The following is a 19,338-nucleotide window of genomic DNA, read 5'->3' as shown; positions in this document are numbered from 1 at the left end:
GGGTGGGGAGGGCGATCAGGTGCGGGGCTCGAGCACGGCGTCGACGACGACGACGGTCACGTTGTCGCGTCCGCCCGCCTGGACGGCGGCCCCCACGAGCGCCGACGCGAGGCCGGTGGAGGCGAGAGAGCCGGAGTCGCGCCGCGCGAAGAGCGCGGCGATCCGCTCGTCGCTGAGCTCCTTCGTGAGACCGTCCGAGCACAGGAGATAGCTCGCGCGCGCCACGATGGGCAGGGTCCAGACGTCGGTCTCCACCTCGTCGTCGGCGCCCAGGGCACGCGTGACGATGTTGCGGTCGGGATGCGACTCCGCCGACTCGCGCGTGAGAAGGCCCGCGGCGACCAGCTCCTGCACCGCCGAGTGATCGACGGTCAGCTGCTCGATCCCCACCCCGTCCCAGCGGTACACCCGCGAGTCGCCGACGTTGAAGAGAGCCCAGCGCGCCGGCCCGCCGCCCTCGGCGCTCACGAGCGTCAGCCCGGTGAGGGTCGTGCCGCAGAGCGCGCCTCCGACGTCGAGGCCGCGCACCGCGGCGTTGGCGGACTCGACCAGATCGAAGACCGCCTCCACCGGGCCGGGCCGGGCCGGGGCATGGGCGCGGAGCGCGGCCACGGCGGTCGCACTCGCGAGGTCGCCCCGCGCGTGCCCGCCCATGCCGTCGGCGACGGCGACGAGCGCGTCCTCGACGAGGAGGGCGTCCTCGTTGACCCGACGCACCGAGCCGACATCGGTGCTGCTGGTCACCGAGAGCCGCAACACGCCCTGGGGCAGCTCGACGGAGGTGGAGGTCATCCGGTGCTCACTTCTGGTCGGGACGGACGGGGGCGTCGGCGACGACCTCCGGGTGTCCGTCGTGCAGTTCGATGTGGCGGTGCTCGCGGCGCATCTTCACCAGACTCGCCCCGGTCGCGACGGTCATGCTGGCGAGGATGACCACGAGCGAGGTCACGGTGTCGATGTCCCACACCGGCACGCCCTCGCCTCCGTTGAGGAAGGGCAGCTCGTTCTCGTGCAGGGCGTGCAACACCAGCTTGACGCCGATGAAGGCGAGGATGAACGCGATCCCGTATTTGAGGTAGTCGAGCTTGTCGATGAGGCCGCCGAGGAGGAAGTAGAGCTGGCGCAGGCCCATCAAGGCGAAGAGGTTGGCGGTGAAGACGATGAACGGGCTCTCGGTGATGCCGAAGATCGCCGGGATCGAGTCGAGCGCGAAGAGCAGATCCGTCGATCCGATGGCGAGGAACACGATCACCATCGGAGTGAAGTAGCGCGTGCCGTCGATCGTCGTGCGGAGCTTCGAGCCGTCGAAGCTGTCCGAGATGTTCACGCGCCGGCGCAGGAGACGGATCAGGACGTTGTCGGTCCCCTCGTCTTCGTCCTCCTTGCCGAACGCCTGCTTGACGGCCGTGTAGACGAGGAAGGCGCCGAAGAGGTAGAAGATCCAGCTGAAGCTCTCGATGAGCTGCGCGCCGAGCAGGATGAAGATGCCGCGGAAGACGAGCGCGACGATGATGCCCACCATCAGCACCTGCTGCTGCAGCTTCGCGGGCACCGCGAAGCGGCCCACGATGATGACGAAGACGAACAGGTTGTCGATCGAGAGGCTGTACTCGGTGAGCCAGCCGGCGACGAACTGGCCGGCGGTCTCGCCGCCGCCCATCACCATCAGGACGAGGGCGAACACGAGCGCGAGCGCGACGTAGAAGCCGACCCAGAGGCTCGACTCCTTGAGGCTCGGCACGTGCGGGCGCGCGAAGACCAGCAGGAGGTCGGCGGCGAGGATCACGACGAGGACGACGAAGGAGCCGACCACGAACCAGAGGGGCAGATCGAGCATGAGGGCCTTCCGGGTGAGCGGGGTTCCGAAAGTCTCTCCCCGGGGAGCGGACGGCCGAGCCGGCCCGCGTCGCCCGCCCTGGCCCCGGCACCGCGCTGGGGCGATGCGTACTGACGGGAGCAGGAAGGTCGGGATACTCCCCTTCGCGACAGCGATCCTAGCGCCGCCGTCGGGCGCGCGCTCATCGAGCGGCGCGCGCAGCACCTCCGGAAACGCAAAAGAACCCCCGGAAAACCGGAGGTTCTTTTGGTGTTGTCGTGGTGACCCCAGCGGGATTTGAACCCGCGTTACCGCCGTGAGAGGGCGACGTCCTAGGCCGCTAAACGATGGGGCCGCGTTTTTGCAACTCGAAGAGTGTGGCACATCGATTGCCGGGGATGCAAATCGGGCGGCGAGCGCGGACTGGGCACCCCCGGGCCTCCCCCGCTCGACCTTCCCGCTTGCCAGGCGCGGAGTCGCGCGCTTAGCTCGACGCCATGCGACTGACGAAACTCGAGCACGCGACCGTCCTTGTCGAGGAGGCGGGCGCGCGGCTCGTCCTCGACCCCGGCTCCTTCACTCGCCCCGTGGAGGGCACGAGTGCCACTGTCGCGGTGGTGATCACCCACGAGCACGCCGACCACTGGACCGCCGAGCAGCTCGAGCGCCTGCGGGCCGCGAATCCCTCCCTCCGCATCTTCGGACCGGCCGGAGTGGCCGCCGCAGCGCACGGCTTCGACGTCGAGACGGTGGCCGAGGGCGACGTGGTGAGGGTGGGCCCGTTCGAACTGCGGTTCTTCGGCTCGCGACACGCGGTGATCCACCGGACCATTCCCGTGGTCGACAACGTGGGCGTGCTCGTCGACGCTCGGCTCTACTACGCGGGGGACTCGTTCACGATCCCCACGGGAATCGACGTCGACGTACTGGCCGCACCGGCGGGAGCGCCGTGGATGAAGATCGCGGAGGCGATGGACTTCGTCCTCGACGTGGCCCCGCGCCACGCGTTCGCCACCCACGAGCGCGTGCTGTCGGAGGCGGGGGTCTCCCTGGCGCACGACCGCCTCGGCTGGGCGACGCGCGAGGGCGGCGGCGAGTACCACGCCCTGGCCCCCGGGGACGTCCTGGAGCTGTAGCCGACGCAGGGGACGACGAACGCCGGCGTCGAGGCGAAGTCGCCTCCGAGCGCCGGCGTCGCCGGTGTCAGCGTGTCGACGGGATCAGTAGTACTCGCCCTGGCGGTAGTCCCACGAGGTGAAGTGCTCGGCGAGGTTGACCATGATGCGCTCGTAGTCGAGGCCACGACGGATGAGCACCGGGCCGGGCGTGATCGAGCGCTGGCCGCCCTGCGCCGGGACGAGCGCGCCGGAGGCGTCGACCATCGAGACCATGACGCCCTGCTCGTGGCGCGACTCCTCGTCCTTGTCCGGCTGGATCGATGCGACGTAGCCGTCGGCGGCGACGATGATGTCGGCCTCGTTCTCGATCCGCTCGCCGATGTTGGCGACGCGGCCGCGGTTGCCGACGCCCGAGGGGTTGGCGGAGCTCGCGAAGGTGAGGGTGCGGCTCTGCTCCCACAGGGTGGTGACGAGCTGCTCGGCCGGGCGGCCGAAGCGGATGACGAAGCAGCTGGTGCCGCGTCCGTCGCGCACGAGCTCGCGGGCGTCCTCGTCGATCAGGTCGACGGCCTCCGGCTTCCACGGGAGGATGCAGCCGAGCAGGATGTCCTGGTCCCAGTGCGCCTGGTAGAACGCCAGGATCTCGTCGTTGAGCTCGGCCAGCTCGGTCAGCTGCTCGATGCTCGAGCAGAGGACGACGCCGGGCTTGTTGCGGTTGCGCTGCTTGGCCGAGAACTTGCGCTCGAGGCCGGCGCCGTCGGTGGTCATGAGGATGTAGCCGACCTTGGTGGCGCACACGACGAGCCCGCCGGGAGCGGCGAGCGCCTCCACCGCCTCCGCGGGAGTCTGCTCACGCCACTCGATCACGCTCGTGCTGGTCATTCTTTCCCTTTCGTGGTGTCCAGAACGCCATGGGCTCGGCCCTGGCCGTGCGGAAGCCTAGCCCATGCCGTCAGGGCGGCTGGAGCTCCCCCGCTCGTGCCGACCGGGCGCGCGCACGGAGCCGGCCATCGGGCCGGCCGGGTGCGCGCGCCCGGTCGAGGCGCTCAGGCCGTCGCGGTGATCGACCCGCGGGCGATCGTGTTCACGGTGAGGTGGAAGCCCACGAGCGCAGCGGGCGTCTGCTCGTCGATTGGCAGCGACTCCGCCTGGAGGGCATGCACCGTGAAGAGGTAGCGGTGCGGCCGGTCCCCCGGGGGCGGCGCGGCGCCGACGAAGGTCGTCGTGCCGAGGTCGTTGCGGGCCGGGCGTCCGACGTCCGTCACCCCCGCCGGCAGCTCGGTGACCGTGCTCGGGATGTCGACGAGCACCCAGTGGTAGATGCCGCCGAGGGTGGGTGCGTCGGCATCGAACACCGTCACGGCGTAGGAGGCGGTCCCCTCCGGGCCCGGCGACCAGCGCAGGGCGGGGCTGGTGTCGCCTCCGCGCTGGGCCTCGGCGAGCTCGGCGCCGTCGGTGACGTCGTCGCTGCCGACCTCGAGCGGCGCGACAGGCGGAAGGAACTCGAGCGGGTGGGGCGGGACCCCTCGTGTGAGATCGACCATGGTGTTTCCTTTCTCTCAGTCCTTGACCCGGCCGCGGACGCCGTCGAGCCAGTAGTCGGAGTGTCGGTCGGAGGTGGCACTGTCGCGGAACGAGTAGGTCTTGAGCAGCCAGCGGAAGCGGGTCTTCTCACGGTCCTGGACGTCGACGAGCTGACGGCTGTGCAGACCGTCCTGGTTCGCGATGATGAGGAGCTCCGCGTCACGGATGCGGTGGTATTGCTCGTTGACCTTCGAGAGCGCGTCGCGGAACTGCCAGAGCGCGCGGTAGTGGACGATGTCGTCCGGGTCCGCCGGCACGGTGCGGGTGTCGTAATAGCGGAAGCTGTGCTCGTTCTCGAGCAGGGCGTGCTGCTCGGAGACGATCTGGTTCTTGTTCTGCGCCTTCGAGAGCTCGTCGAACGGGGTGATGTAGACCGCCTCGCGCAGGAGCGCCTGGTTCTCGGGCGAGATGAAGCGGAGGATCTCGCGGCCGTCGACGTACTTCGTGTAGACCAGGTCGGTCTCGGGCGTACGCAGCCCCAGGAGCGAGATGAAGTCGGCGCGCACGGGGTGCGCGGTGCGCTCGTTGTGCCAGTACAGCTCGCCGTCGGTCTTCTGGGTCTGAGTGCCCGAGAAACGGTTGTCGGCATAGACGTCCTGGAAGAAGTCGCCGTTGTTGCGGGTCGCGTAGGCCAACAAGGGCGAACCGAGGTACTGCGACTGCAGTTCGAGCAGTCCCTCGCCCACGAAGGTGAGCTTCTTGCGGTACTTGTCCGCGAGGGCGTCGTCCTGGTCGAGCCACGGGATCTCGTCGTCGACGGGATTGTTGGCGATCAGGTGCGCATAGGTGATCTTGTCGGCGCGCTCGCGGCGGATGCGAGCGAGGGCGTCGACGAATCCCTGCGGCACGGCACCGCTGTCGATGAGGGCCGTGATCGCATCGCGGAACCGGTCGTAGTCCTTATAGGGATCGAGATCGATCGCGAGCAGGGAATCGTGGAGATCTTTCCGATCGGAATCGGAGAACGTGTAGATGGGTTGCATGTCTTCTCTCCTTGTCGAGGGAGTCAGCGGTCGATGTCGACCGCTTCTCCCGATATGTCACTCTGTCACGGAAACGGTCGAGAGACGCCTTTTGCGCCTCTCTGGACCGAGAATGAGAATAGCGCCGACGACTTGCGCAATCACGGCGAGAACGACATATGCCGTCATTGTCAAAGCGGTCGTCCCCGTTGCGGCAACGACGATTCCCGCTCCCACCAGGAGCACGGCCTGCAGGATTCCCTGATGGCGCTCCAGGCCTCTCATGACGGCCACTCGCGCTCGATCGTCGAGAGCGTCCATCGCCGGGGCGAGCGTGATCATCGTCGCCGGCCGGACGAATCCTCCCGCTATTCCCAGAAGCGCGAGGCCGGCGATCGCCGCACCGAGGACGCCGAAGGTCATCAACGCGAGTCCCACGATCTGCGCCGAGGCCGTGAGCCAGAACACGAGAGGCTTTCCCGCGACGAGCGGCGACAATCGAGCGGCGAGAAGGCCCGCGAGGGTGTAAAGGCCGAGCACCGCTCCGAAGGCGGGCAGAGAGAGCCGGAGCTCGGAGAACAGGAGGAGCGGGATGAGGAAGGTGTATGCGGCGAGGAGCAGCGCCCTGTTGACGGAGTAGTAGAGCGACCAGAATCGGATGGTCGCGGGGAGTCCGACGGGCCGAGCTCGCGAACGGGTCGCGGCGCGCGCCTCCTGCTCGCGCACCGGGAGGCGCGAAGCGAGGACGAGGACGAGCGCGACGGTCGAGACGATCGCGCTCAGGAGGAACGGCAGCCGGTCCCATACCGTCAGAGAGATCGCGCCGAGGACCCCGGCCGTGAAGGACGCGAGGAACATCCCGCTCTGCACGCCGCTCTCCTGAGCGCGCGCATCCCCTCCGCCGCGCAGCGAGGACGCGAGAGCCGCGTCGCGCCCCGCGGTCAGGGCGAACCCGCAGCCGGCGAGCACCTGGCTGAGGAGGACGGCGACCGGGTCGACGCTCAAGACGAGAAGGACGAGGCCGACCACCTTCACGGCCTCGCCCGCGACGAGGGCTCCCGCCGAGGAGAGCCGACGCGTCACCGGGGCCAGAGGTCCGTCGGCGAGCGCGGCGACGACTCCGTAGAGCGCGAGGAGCAAGGCTACGGCCACCACGGAATAGCCCTGCGCGAGGAGGAAGACGGCGACCACGGGGAGGTGGAAGTAGGCGCGCGACACCACGCGGTACGCCGTGACGAGCGCAGCTCCAGCGGCCCGCTGCGGTGCCGGCAGCGTCCGCTCAGACAAGGGTCGGCACCACCCGGCGCAGGGCCTCGGCGCTGAGGTCACCCTGACGGACGACCGTCGGAGTGCCCACCAGCGTGATGATCGTGCTGCTCATGGTCGACTCGGGGACCTGCCCGCTCCGGACGATGTAGTCCGTGTCACGACCGAGATGCTCGAGAGCGAGATCGAAGTCGACGAGCCCTGTGGACACCGTCCCGCTGATGTTGGCGGAGGTCGCGGCGAGCGGGAGCCCGCTGAAGATCGAGAGAAGGTTGATCGGCGCACTGAGGTTGTGCACGACCGACACGGTCGACTGGCCGGAGGTGACCCACTCGGGTACGACGGGCTTCTTCTCGAGGATCACGTTGAGCGGGCCGGGCCAGAATGCCGAGACCAGCCGATCCATGTCGATCCCCTGCGGCGCATGGGCCCAGGTGACCCAGTCGGCGGGAGTCGACAGGAACAGCGTCAGCGGCTTCGCTCCGTCGCGCTTCTTCATGGCATACAGCCGCTCGCACGCACTCTTCGAGAAGGGACTCGCGAAGACCCCGTAATTGGTGTCGGTCTGCGCGATGACGGTCGCCCCGTCCCGGAGATCCTCCCCCACCCGACGCAGGGCGTCGAGATCGTTCGCATCGATGATCGTGGCGGTCATGTCGTTCCTTCTCGTGATGATGAGCGGTAATGCGGAGGGGGCGCCTCGTCCGCGACGATCGTCACGGACGAGGCGGTCCGTCGACGACGCGATGAGCCGCACTTGCGTCGTTCCGACTCCCTCGACTTCGTCGATACCGATGCCATCGACAAAGTCGGATCCACCCGGTGTCCCCTCTTCGACGAAAGCGCGCACAACGGAGATCGAGCGCCTCGTCTCGGCGCGCGATCAACGATAAAGGACCGTTTCCCCGGACGGCCGTCGTTCCCCGAGCTGATTCGATTCCCCGACCGAATGAGCACTGAGAAACTAGCACAGCCTCGGCACGGAGCAACATCGTCGACAGGGATGAAGAATTGTGTCGCATGGGTAGTGCGCAGCTCCGACGAATCGATAGAGTTCAGCCCTCCTCGCCGAGTCCTCGAGCGATCGCCACCGAGAGAAGAGTGGATTCCCGTGATCGACTACTGGCCCGTCGTCGCCATAGCCTTGACCATCGTCGTCGTCGTGACACTCGTCGTGGTCGTCAAAGTCGAGCCCGTCATCGCCCTGCTCGTCTCGGCTCTCGGGCTCGGCGTGATCACCGGGCAGGGCGGCGAGGGCACCGTGACGACCATGACCTCGGGTTTCGGCTCGGTGCTCGGCGACATCGGCCTCCTCATCGCGCTGGGCCTGCTCCTGGGCGCGCTCCTGGACGCGCTGGGCGTGGCGCCCCTCCTCGCCCGCTGGCTGGTGGCGAGGTTCGGACGGCGCGGACTTCCCGTCGCGTACGCGCTGACGCTGGGCGTGGCGTTCCCCTCCATCTACTCGGACGTGCTCGTCGTGATGAGCGCGCCCTTGACGCGTCTGGCCTCCCGCGGCATGGGACCGAGAGGGTACGGCCTGCTCGCGGGATCCTCCATCGCGGGCATGATCGTCGGAGTCGTCTTCGTCGTGCCCGGAGCGGCCGCGCTCGCGACGGCGGGGATCACCGGAGCCTCGCTCCCGTCGATGCTGGCGATCGGCGCCCCGCTCGGAATCGTCACGATCGTCGTCACCGTCCTCGTCTTCAGCGTCATCGTGAAGCGGGGCGGCTGGGACGACGCGCGCGACCTCGATGCGACCGTGAGCGAGGCCGCCACCGCCGCCGAAGCGAACGGGGGGTCAGCCGCGCCCGATCTGGCCCTCGCCGCGGACGAAGACCCCAAGGGGTCCACCGCCTCCGCCCGCCGCGCGGAGGCCGTCGCCACCGCGGTCGCCACCGCCACCGCTCCCCGGGTCCCGCTCGGCTGGGCCATCGCTCCGATCGCCCTCACGCTCCTGCTCATCGCCGCGAACTCGCTCACGCAGCTCGTCTCGATCGACGCGCCCGTGCTGCAGTTTCTCGGCGACGCCCACATCGCGCTGCTCGCGGGCCTCGTCCTCGCCTACGTCACGGCTCTGCGCACGCTCCCTGCGGGCGTCGTCTCGACCGCGCTCGCCTCTGCCCTCAAGCAGGCCGGCCCGGTGATCATCCTCACCGGAGTGAGCGGGAGCCTCGCGGCGGTCGTCGGCGGCACGGGAGCGGCGAAGGCCCTCACCTCGGTGTTCGACGGCCATTCGCTGTCACCGATCCTCCTCACCTGGCTGATCGCTGCCGTGCTGCACGCCGCCATCGGCTCGGTGTCGACCGCCGCCCTCACGGCCGCGGGTATCGTCGCGCCCCTGATCCCGGTGCTCGGAGTCGACCCGGCCCTCATCGCGCTCGCGGCGGGCTCCGGCGCGCTCCTGCTCGGAATGGTGAACGCGAACGCCTTCTGGCTGTTCAAGTCGGTCCTCGGCCTGAGCGTGCGCGGCACCTTCAAGGCGTACTCGCTGACGCTCTCGATCGCCTCGGTGGTCTCGCTGCTCGCTCTTCTCGTCGCAGGCGCCGTCGTCTAGACCCCACCCTCACTGATCTCGCGACGGCCCTCGGCCCGAGAAGGCGCCCGCGCGGTCAGCAGTGCCGGTTCAGCCGGTGGCAGGTGGCACCACGGTCGCGAGATCGGCGCCGAACTCGAACGCGAGGTGCACCGGGGGACCGCCGCGCAATACGGATGGGAGCCAGAGGCGCGCGTCGTCCCACATCTGCTCGAACACCACCTCGTCGACCGGCACGAACTCCGCGGCGAGCTCGCTGGACTCCCGGACCTCGCCGCTCCACCGCCGGCAGAGGAACACGTGCGAGCGCTGGCTCCACGCGGGTCGGGAGGGGAAGGAGTAGTCGAGCACGCCACGCGGTTCGAGATCCTCGGGGAGCGCGAGCAAACCCGCTTCTTCCTCGAGCTCGCGGACGGCGGCGAGCGCCGGCGACTCCCCCGGCTCGAGCTTGCCGCCGGGAGCGACGAGGCGCCCCTCGCCGAGACCACGGCGCTTGCGGCCCAGCAGCACCTCGGTGCCGCGGGCACCCTCGCGCAGCACGTAGACGACGCACACCTCGGGGACTGCCATGCGCCGCCTCCCTCCGCGCGGGCCGAGGGCTCGGCGCCGCCGTCGTAGGCTAGCCCGGTGACGACGACCGCGCTCGAGCGCTTCCAGGCCCTGCTGCGGGTCGAGACGGTGTCGCACTCCGACGAGGCCGCGACCGACTGGAGCCGCTTCACCGCGTTCGCGCAGCTGCTCGAGGAGCTCTACCCGGCGCTGCACGGGGCACTCGAGCGTGAGAGCGTCGCGGGGCACTCGCTCCTCTGGCGCTGGCGCGGCGAGGAGCCGGGCGAGCCCTCCGTGCTGATGGCGCATCACGACGTGGTCAGCGTGACCGCGGTCGAGTGGTCGCACCCGCCGTTCGCGGCCGACACGGTCGTCGGGGCCGACGGTCGCACCTCCGTCATCGGTCGCGGCGCCCTCGACGACAAGGGCTCGCTCGTCGCCCTTCTCGAAGCGGTGGAGGCGGCCGTGCGGCGAGGCGAGCGCCCGCGGCACGACGTGTACCTCGTCTCCACCCACAACGAGGAGACGGCCGGCGACGGCGCACCCTCGATCGTCTCGCTGCTGGACGCGCGGGGGATCCGTCCTCGCTTCGTCCTCGACGAGGGCGGCAACGTGCGCCGGGGTATCGTCCCCGGCGTCTCGACGCCGATCGCGGTCGTCGGGGTCACCGAGCGCGGGATCATGAACCTCGAGATCGTCTGCCGCGACGCCGGCGGTCACGCCTCCGCCCCGCCCCCTCCGCCCGGCCTGCTCGCGACGCAACGGCTCGCCCGAGCGATCCACCGGCTCACGGAGAACCCGTTCCCCTCGACGCTCCCCGAGCCGATCGCCGAGCTGGTGCGCGCCGCGGCCCCGCACGCAGACCCCGCGCACGCCGTCTGGTACCGCGAGCCGCGGACGCACCCTGACGCCGTCATCGCCGCGCTCGCGGCCCACTCCAACCGCTCGGCAGCGATGCTGCGCACCACCGTCGCGATCACCGAGCTGCGCGGCTCGACCGGCGCGAACGTCCTCGCCTCGACCGCGAGCGCCACCGCGAACGTCCGCATCAATCCCGGAGACACGGTCGCCGGAGTGGTCGAACGCATCCGCGCCGTGATCGACGACGCAGAGGTCGACGTGCGCGTGCGGATCGCGCACGAGCCCTCCCCCGTGTCGCCCACCGGCGAGCAGGGAGACGGCGGCCCGTACGACGTGCTGCGCGACGTCGTCCACGAGGTGTTCCCGGAGGCGATCGTCGCCCCCTACGTGCAGACCGGCGGGAGCGACGCGCGTCACTTCCACGCGATCAGCGACGGCGTCTACCGCTTCATCCCGTTCGAGATCAGTCCGCGCCAGCAGCTCGGCATCCACGGGGTCGACGAGTCGATCGAGGTCGACCAGTTCGAGCGGGCGATCGTCTTCTACGAGCGGCTGCTGCGACGTCTCTGACGCTCGTTCGGGGGCGCGATGTCTGAGGACTTTCTCGGACGATCGCGCCGGATCCTGGGAAAACCGTTCGATGACGCGCCGGTCGATGTTGGCCGCCCGTTCACCCCGCAATGATGGACTGGCCTTTGCGGGTGCACCCTCCGGATCCCGCGATGCCGAACCTGCCGACGCTGGAGAATCCGGTCCAGCCCCACCGATCGTGGAACCCGAGGATCATGTCCCTCCGCAAGGCCGAGTACCCCCGGCCCCATCACTTCGTCCTTCACCTCAGCGACACCCACTTCATCGCCGGCGACGGCGGCCTCTACGGCTCCGACGTCGACAGCGAAGCCCAGCTGCGTCTCCTCTTCGATCAGCTCGAGGAGTCGGGCGGCCGCCCCGAGGCCCTCGTCATCACCGGCGACCTCGCCGACAAGGGCGAGCCGGAGGCGTACGCCAAGCTCCGTGCGCTGGTCGAGCCGGCGGCGGCCCGCCTCGGCGCCGAGGTGATCTGGGTGATGGGCAACCACGACGACCGGGCGGCCTTCCGCTCCGGCCTGCTCGACCAACTGCCGACGACACAGCCGGTCGACCGGGTGCACGACGTCAACGGGCTGCGGATCGTCGCGCTCGACTCGACCGTGCCCGGCGCCCACCACGGCGAGATCACCGGAGCGCAACTCGACTGGCTCGCGGAGGAGCTCTCGAGCCCCGCGCCGCACGGCACCCTCCTCGCACTGCACCATCCGCCCGTGCCGAGCGTGCTCGACCTCGCGGTCTTGGTCGAGCTCCGCGATCAGGCGGCGCTGGCCGAGGTGCTCGAGGGCAGCGATGTGCGCGGCATCATCGCGGGTCACCTGCACTACTCGTCGACCGCCACCTTCGCCGGCATTCCCGTCTCGGTCGCCTCCGCGACGTGCTACACCCAAGACCTCACCGTGCCGACGGGCGGGACGCGCGCCCGCAACGGAGCACAGGCGTTCAACCTCATCCACGTGTACGAGGACACGGTGCTCCACTCGGTCGTGCCGATCGGCGCCTCGACCGCGGTGTCGTACGTGTCGCCGGCCGAGACCCGGCGGATCCTCGCGGAGCACGGCGTCGAGATCGCGGCAGCGCCGATCGCTCCGCTGGAGCGGGACGAGGCGCTGTACCCGCCGGAGGTCGAACGGATCGGCGTCAGCGCGTAGTCGCGGCGGGCGCTTGCGTCAGGCCTCGCGCTCCCACGGCGCCGGGATCGGGTAGTACTCCTCGAGGAAGCCGATGACGGCTTTGGTGCGCGCCTCCGCCGAGATCTCGGGGAAGCTGCCGTCGTTGAGGCAGAAGAAGTCGACGTGGCGGTTCTTCAGCAGCTTGCGCATGTCCTTCAGCCCCTGGTGCATCGTCGTGTCGACGTACTTCACGGAGGCGTTCTCCTGCACGACCGCGCGCCCCGTCATCAGCGCGTAGTAGTGGTAGAGCGAGTTGGTGACGGAGACGTCGCTCGCGGAGCGGAAGCGGCTCGCGGCGGTCGCCGTGAACTCGGGCTCGAACTCCGCCTCCAGCTCGGCCATGACGCTCTTGCGCAGCGGCGTTGCCGCGTGCTCGAGGTGGCGGGTGGTCATCGCTCCGAAGCGCTCGCGCAAGAGGCGACGGTTGACGCGGGCGGCGTTCTCGAAGCCGCTGCGGGCGGCGTTGGAGTCGCCCATGCCGATGCGCGTCGTCGCCTCGATGAACTTGGTGACGCCTCCGGGCGAGAAGAAGATCGACGGGTCGATGGGTCGACCGAAGAACATGTCGTCGTTGGAGTAGAGGAAGTGCTCCGACAGGCCGGGGATGCGGTGCAGCTGGCTCTCGACCGCATGAGAATTGTGGGTCGGCAGCACCGACAGGTCGCGGAAGTGGTCTTCGCTGCGCACGAGCGTGACGTCGGGGTGCTCGTCGAGCCAGTGCGGGCGAGGGGAGTCGGTGACGATGTAGATGTGGCGGATCCACGGCGCGTACATGTAGACGCTGCGCAACGCGTACTTGAGCTCGTCGATCTGACGGAAGCGCGCGGGGGCGTCGTCCCCCTCGCCGACCACATAGCTGGCCATCCTGGCGGCGCGAGCGCGCTGGAACTCGAGATCGGTGCCGTCGACCCACGAGAAGACGATGTCCACGTCGAAGCGGATGTCGCTGACGAGCGGCTCGAACATGCCCTCGAACGTCGGCCAGGTGCGGCCGTACGCCTCGACGTGCGCGTCGATCGCCTCGGCGACGGGGAGACGGTTGCGCATGAGCGCGTTCTCGGCCGGGGTGAGGATTTCGTCCTCCCCCACCTTCCACAGCTCGAGACGCACGCCGCTGCGGGCGCCGTAGCGGAGGGAGCCGGTCGAGGAGACCCGCGGGCGGAACAGCTTGAACACGGAGGCGCGCGGGTAGGGCGCGAGCACTCCCTCCGCGAGGAGCTGAGCCGGGGTGCCGCGCTTGTCGAGGGTCTTCGCGTAGAAGGGCTCGGTCGCGAAGGCGCGCGCGAGCAGGGTCGCGAGCTCGGCGCCGAGCGCCCGGTCTACCGCGAGGAACGGCGAGCCGTCGCTCCCGCGGATGAGGCGGTAGGGGAACTCGGCGGCGTCGAGCACCTCGCCGAGAGCGACGAGATCCTCAGTCCACGCGGCCCGCGGCGTCGTACTCGAGTTCACCAGCGAGAACAGGCCCGCATGCACGACGACGTCATCGCGGTCGAAGTGGCGCGGGCGCAGGAGCGACGACGGGAGAGCACGGACGGAAGGCATGGTCACCATTATCCGCCGCCTCCCAGGCACCGCCGTCGCCGCTCCGCTCGGGAGACCGCGGGGGCCTCAGCCCGCCAGCGCGTCGAACCGCGCGAGCGCCCTCTCGGCCGCCTTCGTGGCACGGCGGGCGCGGCGCCCCTCTCGCACCCAGAGCGCTCCCCGCGCGAAGGCGTCGTCGGCGGAGTCGACGCGACTCGCTCCCGCGAGGAGCTCCCGCGCGGCCAGTGCGTCACGCTCGTCGCCGAGGGCGTCGGCCAGCTCCTCCCCCACGGCACCCCAGGAGCGCTGCGCAGGACCGACAGCCGCGGGAACGACCGCGCGCCACGCCTCCACGGTGTACCGGAGCCGCTTCGCCGCTATGCGGAGCTCGTGGCGCCCCTCCGTCCCCTCGGCTGCACGACGAGCCTCCCGCACGCGCGAGCGCTCGTGCGAGACCGAGCGGCGCACGAGCTTCTTCACACTCTGCTTGGCCTTCCCGGTGCGCGGCGGCGAGGCGAGCAGGGCGTCGATCGAGGCGAGCAGCGCGAGGTAGCGGCCGCCGCGCAGGGTGCGGGCGACGCGGCGGAGCGCGAGCGCGTGCCTCCGCTCGATCTCCTCGATGAGGGAGGCGGCGCTACCCTCGTCGAGGCCCGTCGACGCCAGCCCGGAGCGCAGCCGGTCGGCGAGCACCTCCTCATCGCGGGCGGCCCCGAGGACGCGGCCGAGCCAGCGGAGCTCGCTGCGGATCGGATCGGTGGAGGCCCGGTCGAGCACCGAGCGGGAGGCTGCCAGGACGCTCCGGAGGCGCCGAGCGAGAGTGCGCATCCGATGCAGGGCGTCGTCGGTCTCGAGGCGGACCCTCGGGTCGACCGCCCGCAACTCGCCGAGGAGTTCCCTGACCGCGGCGACGGCCGCCTCCCCACCGTCGCGCGGCGCACGGACGGTGTCCTCGAGCGGGCCGCCGGTCGCCCGCGCGAGCTTGGAGGCGCTGCGTGCCGGGCGGGCGCCCGCGGCGAGGAGGCGCTTCTCGATCGCATCGAGCACGGCCTCGCCCGCGGCGCCTCGCGCATCGACGAGTTCGACCTCCCATTCGCGCCAGCGACGCTCGCGACCCGTGCGTTCGTCGAGCGCGGTCACGAGGTCGTCGGCGATCTCGGCCAGCACCCGGCCGTCGGCATCGGCGACACGAGTGATCGCGCGGACGGTCTCGAGTCGGGCGAGCGGCTCGAGGGGCGCGCGACCGATCGAGCCGAGCACGGGCTCGCGGACACTCGAGGGCACGGAGCCGCGAGGGGTGAGCGGGGTGTGGATCTCGGTGCGGCCCGCGGAGCCCGGAAGCTTCACGTGCCAGCCCTCGTCCTCGCCGCCCTCCCGTCTGCGGAGCGTGATCCGTGCCCGCGAGAGGGCGCGCTCGGCGGTGTCGAAGTAGTCGGCGCTCAGGGCGATCGGCGGCTCGGCGCGGGCACTCGCCACGGCCCCCGCGCCGACGAGGCGGGGCAGGACGGTGTCGGCGCCGACGTCGTACTTGCGCTCGACCTCGGTCTGCACTCGGCGGCGCGCCCGCTGCCGAGTGCTCGCGTCGAGCCCACGGTCCGCCTCCGCTTCCCCTGCGATGTCTGCTCTGCCTGTGGTCTCTGCGCTGGCCATGCTCCATTCTGCGCAGGTCCCGGGGCCTCCTCGCACCGCCGCCTCGCCGCACGCGCTCGCGCCTAGGCTGGGACGATGACCGCGCCCGTCCCTCCCGCCGCCCGCCGTGTCCCTCTCGAACGCCGCCATCACGGCGATCTGTTCGTCGACCAGTACGAGTGGCTGCGGCAGAAAGAGGACTCCGAGGTCATCGCGCACCTCGAGGCGGAGAACGCCTACACCGACGACGTCCTCGCACCTCTCGCCCCCCTGCGCGAGACGCTCTTCGACGAGATCCGCTCGCGCACCAAAGAGACCGATCTGTCGGTCCCCGTGCGCGAGGGGTCGTGGTGGTACTTCTCGCGCTCGTTCGAGGGCCGCCAGTACGCGGTCCACTGCCGCGCTCCGATCGACGGTCCAGACGACTGGACTCCTCCGTCGATCGCCGACGGCGGCCCGCTCGACGGCGAGCAGCTGGTGCTCGACGGCAACGTCGAGGCCGAGGGGCACGAGTTCTTCTCGCTCGGAAGCTTCGACGTGTCGGCCGACGGCCGGTACCTCCTTTTCGGCACCGACGTCGAGGGCGACGAGCGCTACACCCTTCGCATCCGCGACCTCGAGAGCGGCGAAGACCTGCCCGACGTCATCGAGGGGACGGGAGGAGGCGCCACCTTCGGCGCCGACGCGCGCTTCGTCTTCTACCCGACGGTCGACGAGTCGTGGCGCCCAGACACCGTCTGGCGTCATGCGGTCGGCACCGACTCCTCGGCCGACGAGGTCGTGTTCTCGGAGCCCGACGAGCGCTACTGGATCGGTGTGGGCCTCACCCGCAGCCGCCGGTTCCTCGTCATCGAGATCGGCAGCAAGATCACCAGCGAGTGCCTGCTCCTGGACGCCGCCGACCCGACCGGGGAGTTCCGTTCGGTCTGGCCGCGCCGCGACGGGGTGGAGTACGAAGTCGAGCACACGATCGTCGACGGACGCGACCGCCTCCTCATCGTGCACAACGACCGGGCTCTCGACTTCGAGATCGTGGAGGAGCCCGCCGACCTCTCGCGCAGCGCCGAGGAGCGCGCGGCCGAGCGCCGCGTCGTCGTGCCGCACGTCCCCGGGCGCCGGATCGAGGGGGTCGACGCCTTCGCCGGCCACGTCGTCGTCTCGTACCGCTCCGAAGGCGCGACCCGCCTCGGCCTCCTCCGCGACGAGGGCGAGGTGCACGCCCGCCTCGACGAGATCGCGTTCGACGAGCCGCTCTACGACGCCGGCCTCGCGGGCAATCCCGAGTGGGAGCAGACCTCGCTGCGCCTCGCGTACACCTCGTTCGTCACGCCCTCGACCGTGCTCGCGCTCGATGTGGCGAGTGGCACGCGGACAGTGCTCAAGCAGCAGCCCGTCCTCGGCGACTACGACCCCGAGCGCTACGAGCAGCGGCGCGAGTGGGCGACGGCGCACGACGGCACGCGGATCCCCCTCTCTCTCGTCTGGCGCCGGGACGCCGCGGACCCGGACGTGTCCCCCGCACCCGTCGTGCTCTACGGGTACGGCTCCTACGAGACCAGCATCGACCCGGGCTTCTCGATCCCGCGCCTGTCGCTGCTCGACCGCGGAGTCGTCTTCGCCATCGCGCACGTGCGCGGAGGCGGCGAGATGGGCCGCTCCTGGTACGAGGACGGCAAGACCCTCTCCAAGCGCACGACGTTCACCGACTTCGTCGACGCGGCGCAGCACCTCGTCGCGACGGGCGTCACGACGCCCGAGCGGCTGGTCGCTCAGGGCGGCTCGGCGGGTGGGCTGCTCATGGGCGCGGTCGCCAACCTCGCCCCGGAGGCGTTCGCCGGGATCCTCGCGCAGGTCCCGTTCGTCGACGCGCTCACCTCGATCCTCGACCCGTCGCTCCCCCTCACCGTGATCGAGTGGGACGAGTGGGGCGACCCTCTGCACGACGCGGAGGTGTACGCCTACATGAAGACCTACTCGCCCTACGAGAACGTGCGCGAGGGGGTCCGCTACCCGCGGATCCTGGCCACGACCAGCCTCAACGACACGCGCGTGCTCTACGTGGAGCCGGCGAAATGGGTCGCGCGGCTGCGCGAGGTGGGGGCGCCCGCGCTGCTCAAGGTCGAGATGACGGCGGGGCACGGAGGCGTGAGCGGCCGCTACGAGCGCTGGCGCGAGATCGCGTTCGAGTACGCCTGGATGCTCGACGTCCTCGGACTCGCCTGATCGCTCGGAGCCCCCCACCGGCCGGGCGCCAGAGGCCGACGGAGGGCTTCCGGGCGGAGCGCCGCCCCCGCCGCAACCCCCACCCCGCGACCACCGCCGACGCGTAGGGTTCGGGGTGCCGACGGAGGAGAAGAGCATGAGCGCAGACCTGTCGATCGACCGAGTCGCCGCCTGGGTGGCCGACCAGCGGTGGTACGCGAGCAAGGGGCGTCGCCCGGAGCTCGAGATCCGGGGGGCGTGGCGGCTGCACCGCGCCGAGGCAGAGGTGATCGACTACCTCGTCATCGACCACGCCGGGACGAGTCCCGTGCTGTATCAGGTGCCGGTGACGGTGCGCTCCGCACCGGTGGCGGGCCTCGAGGAGGCGCTGATCGTCTCCGACGGCGATCGCTTCGTCTACGACGGCGCCCGCGACCCTGTCTTCGCCAGGGCTCTGCTCGAGCTCATCGCGCAGGACGGGCGGTCGGATGACGCCGGCGCGGACGGCGCGGCGCTCGCCGAAGGGCACCGGCAGCCGGGCGCCCCGATCGGCGCCTACGCCTCGTCGCGGATTCTCAGCGGCGAGCAATCGAACACCTCGATCATCGTGCAGACGACGGCCGAGGACGGCTCGCCGGCGACACCGGTGATCGTGAAGGTGTTCCGCGCTCTGCACCACGGCGACAACCCCGACGTGACCGTCCAGTCGGCCCTCGACGCTGCGGGCAGCACCCTCGTCCCGCCCGTCATCGGCAACGTCACCGGCGAGTGGGACGACCACGGCGAGCCGAACGGACGCGCATTCGGGCACCTCGCGTTCGCGCAAGAGTTCTTGCCCGGCGTGCAGGACGCGTGGCGAGTGGCCCTCGAGGCCGTCGCGGCCGACTCCGATTTCACCGAGCCCGCGCGGGAGCTGGGGCGCGCGACGGCCGAGGTGCACGCCTCCCTCGCCGAGCTGCTGCCGACGGAGGACACCACGCCGGAGGTCGTCGAGCGGATGGTCGCGACCATGCGACGCCGGCTGCGCATCGCCTCCGCCGAGGTGCCCGTGATCGCCGACGACGCGGAGGCGATCGAGGCCGTGTTCCGCGCGGCAGAAGCGGCGCCGTGGCCGCCGCTGCAACGGATCCACGGCGACTACCACCTCGGCCAGGTGCTCTCGGTGCCCGGTCGAGGCTGGGTGCTGCTCGACTTCGAGGGCGAGCCGCTACGGCCGATGCACGAGCGACGCCTCCCCGACATCGCGCTGCGCGACGTGGCGGGGATGCTCCGCTCGTTCGACTACGCGGCCGGGGCGCACGAACAGAGCGCGCCCGGCTCCTCCCGGGCGTCGTGGGCCGCCGCCGCTCGCGCCGCGTTCCTCGACGGCTACGCCGAGCGCGCGGGAGACGCGGTCGCCGCGCATCGCGCCGTGCTCGACGCCTTCGAGCTCGACAAAGCCATCTACGAGGCGATCTACGAGGCGCGCAACCGCCCCGACTGGCTGTCCATCCCCGTCACCGCCGTGCAGCGACTCGTCGGCCGCTCGTAGGGTGGACGG

Annotated in this window: 16 protein-coding genes and 1 tRNA gene; 6 read left to right on the top strand and 11 right to left on the bottom strand. The window is 70.6% G+C overall.

Translation table 11 applies throughout. From position 1 onward, the window contains the following. Positions 1–15: 15 nt before the first annotated feature. The 3 genes from ITJ45_RS05555 to ITJ45_RS05545 form a co-directional block, all read right to left on the bottom strand. The gene (locus ITJ45_RS05555; protein WP_194608756.1) at positions 16–792 is read right to left on the bottom strand and encodes a PP2C family protein-serine/threonine phosphatase; all 777 of its coding nucleotides are present in this window, start codon (positions 790–792) and stop codon (positions 16–18) included. A gap of 7 nt (positions 793–799) precedes the next feature. After that, positions 800–1,837, bottom strand: coding sequence for a TerC family protein (locus ITJ45_RS05550; protein WP_194608757.1), 1,038 nt, complete (start codon positions 1,835–1,837; stop codon positions 800–802). A gap of 258 nt (positions 1,838–2,095) precedes the next feature. Beyond that, positions 2,096–2,171 (bottom strand) — tRNA-Glu (locus ITJ45_RS05545). 142 nt (positions 2,172–2,313) lie between these two features. On the opposite strand from ITJ45_RS05545, the gene ITJ45_RS05540 reads away from it, so the two are divergent. Next, entirely contained in the window at positions 2,314–2,952 is a 639-nt protein-coding gene (locus ITJ45_RS05540) for an MBL fold metallo-hydrolase (protein ID WP_194608758.1), read from the top strand. A gap of 84 nt (positions 2,953–3,036) precedes the next feature. Here ITJ45_RS05540 and ITJ45_RS05535 read toward each other — a convergent pair whose 3' ends face one another. The 5 genes from ITJ45_RS05535 to ITJ45_RS05515 all read right to left on the bottom strand — a co-directional run bounded on the left by ITJ45_RS05535 (position 3,037) and on the right by ITJ45_RS05515 (position 7,401). Beyond that, complete coding sequence (locus tag ITJ45_RS05535; protein WP_194608767.1) at positions 3,037–3,816, bottom strand: L-threonylcarbamoyladenylate synthase; 780 nt, start codon at positions 3,814–3,816, stop codon at positions 3,037–3,039. Positions 3,817–3,980: 164 nt separating this feature from the next. After that, a complete protein-coding gene (locus ITJ45_RS05530) occupies positions 3,981–4,478 on the bottom strand; it encodes a YbhB/YbcL family Raf kinase inhibitor-like protein (protein ID WP_194608769.1) in 498 nt (165 codons plus the stop codon). Positions 4,479–4,493: 15 nt separating this feature from the next. Beyond that, positions 4,494–5,501, bottom strand: a complete 1,008-nt coding sequence (locus ITJ45_RS05525) for a TauD/TfdA family dioxygenase (RefSeq protein ID WP_194608778.1) — start codon at positions 5,499–5,501, stop codon at positions 4,494–4,496. Between the two features lie 57 nt (positions 5,502–5,558). Then, positions 5,559–6,767, bottom strand: a complete 1,209-nt coding sequence (locus ITJ45_RS05520; RefSeq protein ID WP_194608780.1) for an MFS transporter — start codon at positions 6,765–6,767, stop codon at positions 5,559–5,561. Further along, on the bottom strand, positions 6,760–7,401 hold the full coding sequence (locus ITJ45_RS05515) for an L-threonylcarbamoyladenylate synthase (RefSeq protein ID WP_194608781.1): 642 nt from the start codon (positions 7,399–7,401) through the stop codon (positions 6,760–6,762). The genes ITJ45_RS05520 and ITJ45_RS05515 overlap by 8 nt, the downstream gene beginning before the upstream one ends. Before the next feature lie 456 nt (positions 7,402–7,857). Between ITJ45_RS05515 and ITJ45_RS05510 the strand changes: the two genes are divergently transcribed. Then, entirely contained in the window at positions 7,858–9,300 is a 1,443-nt protein-coding gene (locus tag ITJ45_RS05510; RefSeq protein WP_194608782.1) for a GntP family permease, read from the top strand. A 69-nt stretch (positions 9,301–9,369) separates the two neighbouring features. Here ITJ45_RS05510 and ITJ45_RS05505 read toward each other — a convergent pair whose 3' ends face one another. Continuing rightward, entirely contained in the window at positions 9,370–9,849 is a 480-nt protein-coding gene (locus ITJ45_RS05505; protein ID WP_194608784.1) for an 8-oxo-dGTP diphosphatase, read from the bottom strand. A gap of 57 nt (positions 9,850–9,906) precedes the next feature. Between ITJ45_RS05505 and ITJ45_RS05500 the strand changes: the two genes are divergently transcribed. Then, positions 9,907–11,259: a M20/M25/M40 family metallo-hydrolase gene (locus ITJ45_RS05500; RefSeq protein ID WP_194608785.1), complete on the top strand. Its 1,353-nt coding sequence runs from the start codon at positions 9,907–9,909 to the stop codon at positions 11,257–11,259. A gap of 215 nt (positions 11,260–11,474) precedes the next feature. Beyond that, positions 11,475–12,428: a phosphodiesterase gene (locus tag ITJ45_RS05495; protein ID WP_228493626.1), complete on the top strand. Its 954-nt coding sequence runs from the start codon at positions 11,475–11,477 to the stop codon at positions 12,426–12,428. An 18-nt stretch (positions 12,429–12,446) separates the two neighbouring features. Here the strand turns inward: ITJ45_RS05495 and ITJ45_RS05490 are convergent, their stop codons facing one another. Continuing rightward, complete coding sequence (locus ITJ45_RS05490) at positions 12,447–13,991, bottom strand: stealth family protein (RefSeq protein WP_228493627.1); 1,545 nt, start codon at positions 13,989–13,991, stop codon at positions 12,447–12,449. 66 nt (positions 13,992–14,057) lie between these two features. Beyond that, positions 14,058–15,617 (bottom strand): CYTH and CHAD domain-containing protein, encoded by a 1,560-nt coding sequence (locus tag ITJ45_RS05485; RefSeq protein ID WP_194608788.1) that lies wholly within the window; start codon positions 15,615–15,617, stop codon positions 14,058–14,060. A 75-nt stretch (positions 15,618–15,692) separates the two neighbouring features. Between ITJ45_RS05485 and ITJ45_RS05480 the strand changes: the two genes are divergently transcribed. Both ITJ45_RS05480 and ITJ45_RS05475 read left to right on the top strand, forming a co-directional pair. Continuing rightward, positions 15,693–17,819 (top strand): S9 family peptidase, encoded by a 2,127-nt coding sequence (locus ITJ45_RS05480; protein ID WP_194608789.1) that lies wholly within the window; start codon positions 15,693–15,695, stop codon positions 17,817–17,819. 136 nt (positions 17,820–17,955) lie between these two features. After that, positions 17,956–19,329, top strand: a complete 1,374-nt coding sequence (locus ITJ45_RS05475) for a maltokinase N-terminal cap-like domain-containing protein (RefSeq protein WP_194608791.1) — start codon at positions 17,956–17,958, stop codon at positions 19,327–19,329. The last annotated feature ends 9 nt before the right edge of the window (positions 19,330–19,338 follow it).

The sequence above is a fragment of the Rathayibacter sp. VKM Ac-2879 genome (assembly GCF_015351245.1).
GTDB lineage: Bacteria > Actinomycetota > Actinomycetes > Actinomycetales > Microbacteriaceae > Rathayibacter.
Note: the sequence above shows the minus strand (reverse complement) of the source record. Positions and strands in the feature narration are given on the sequence as shown.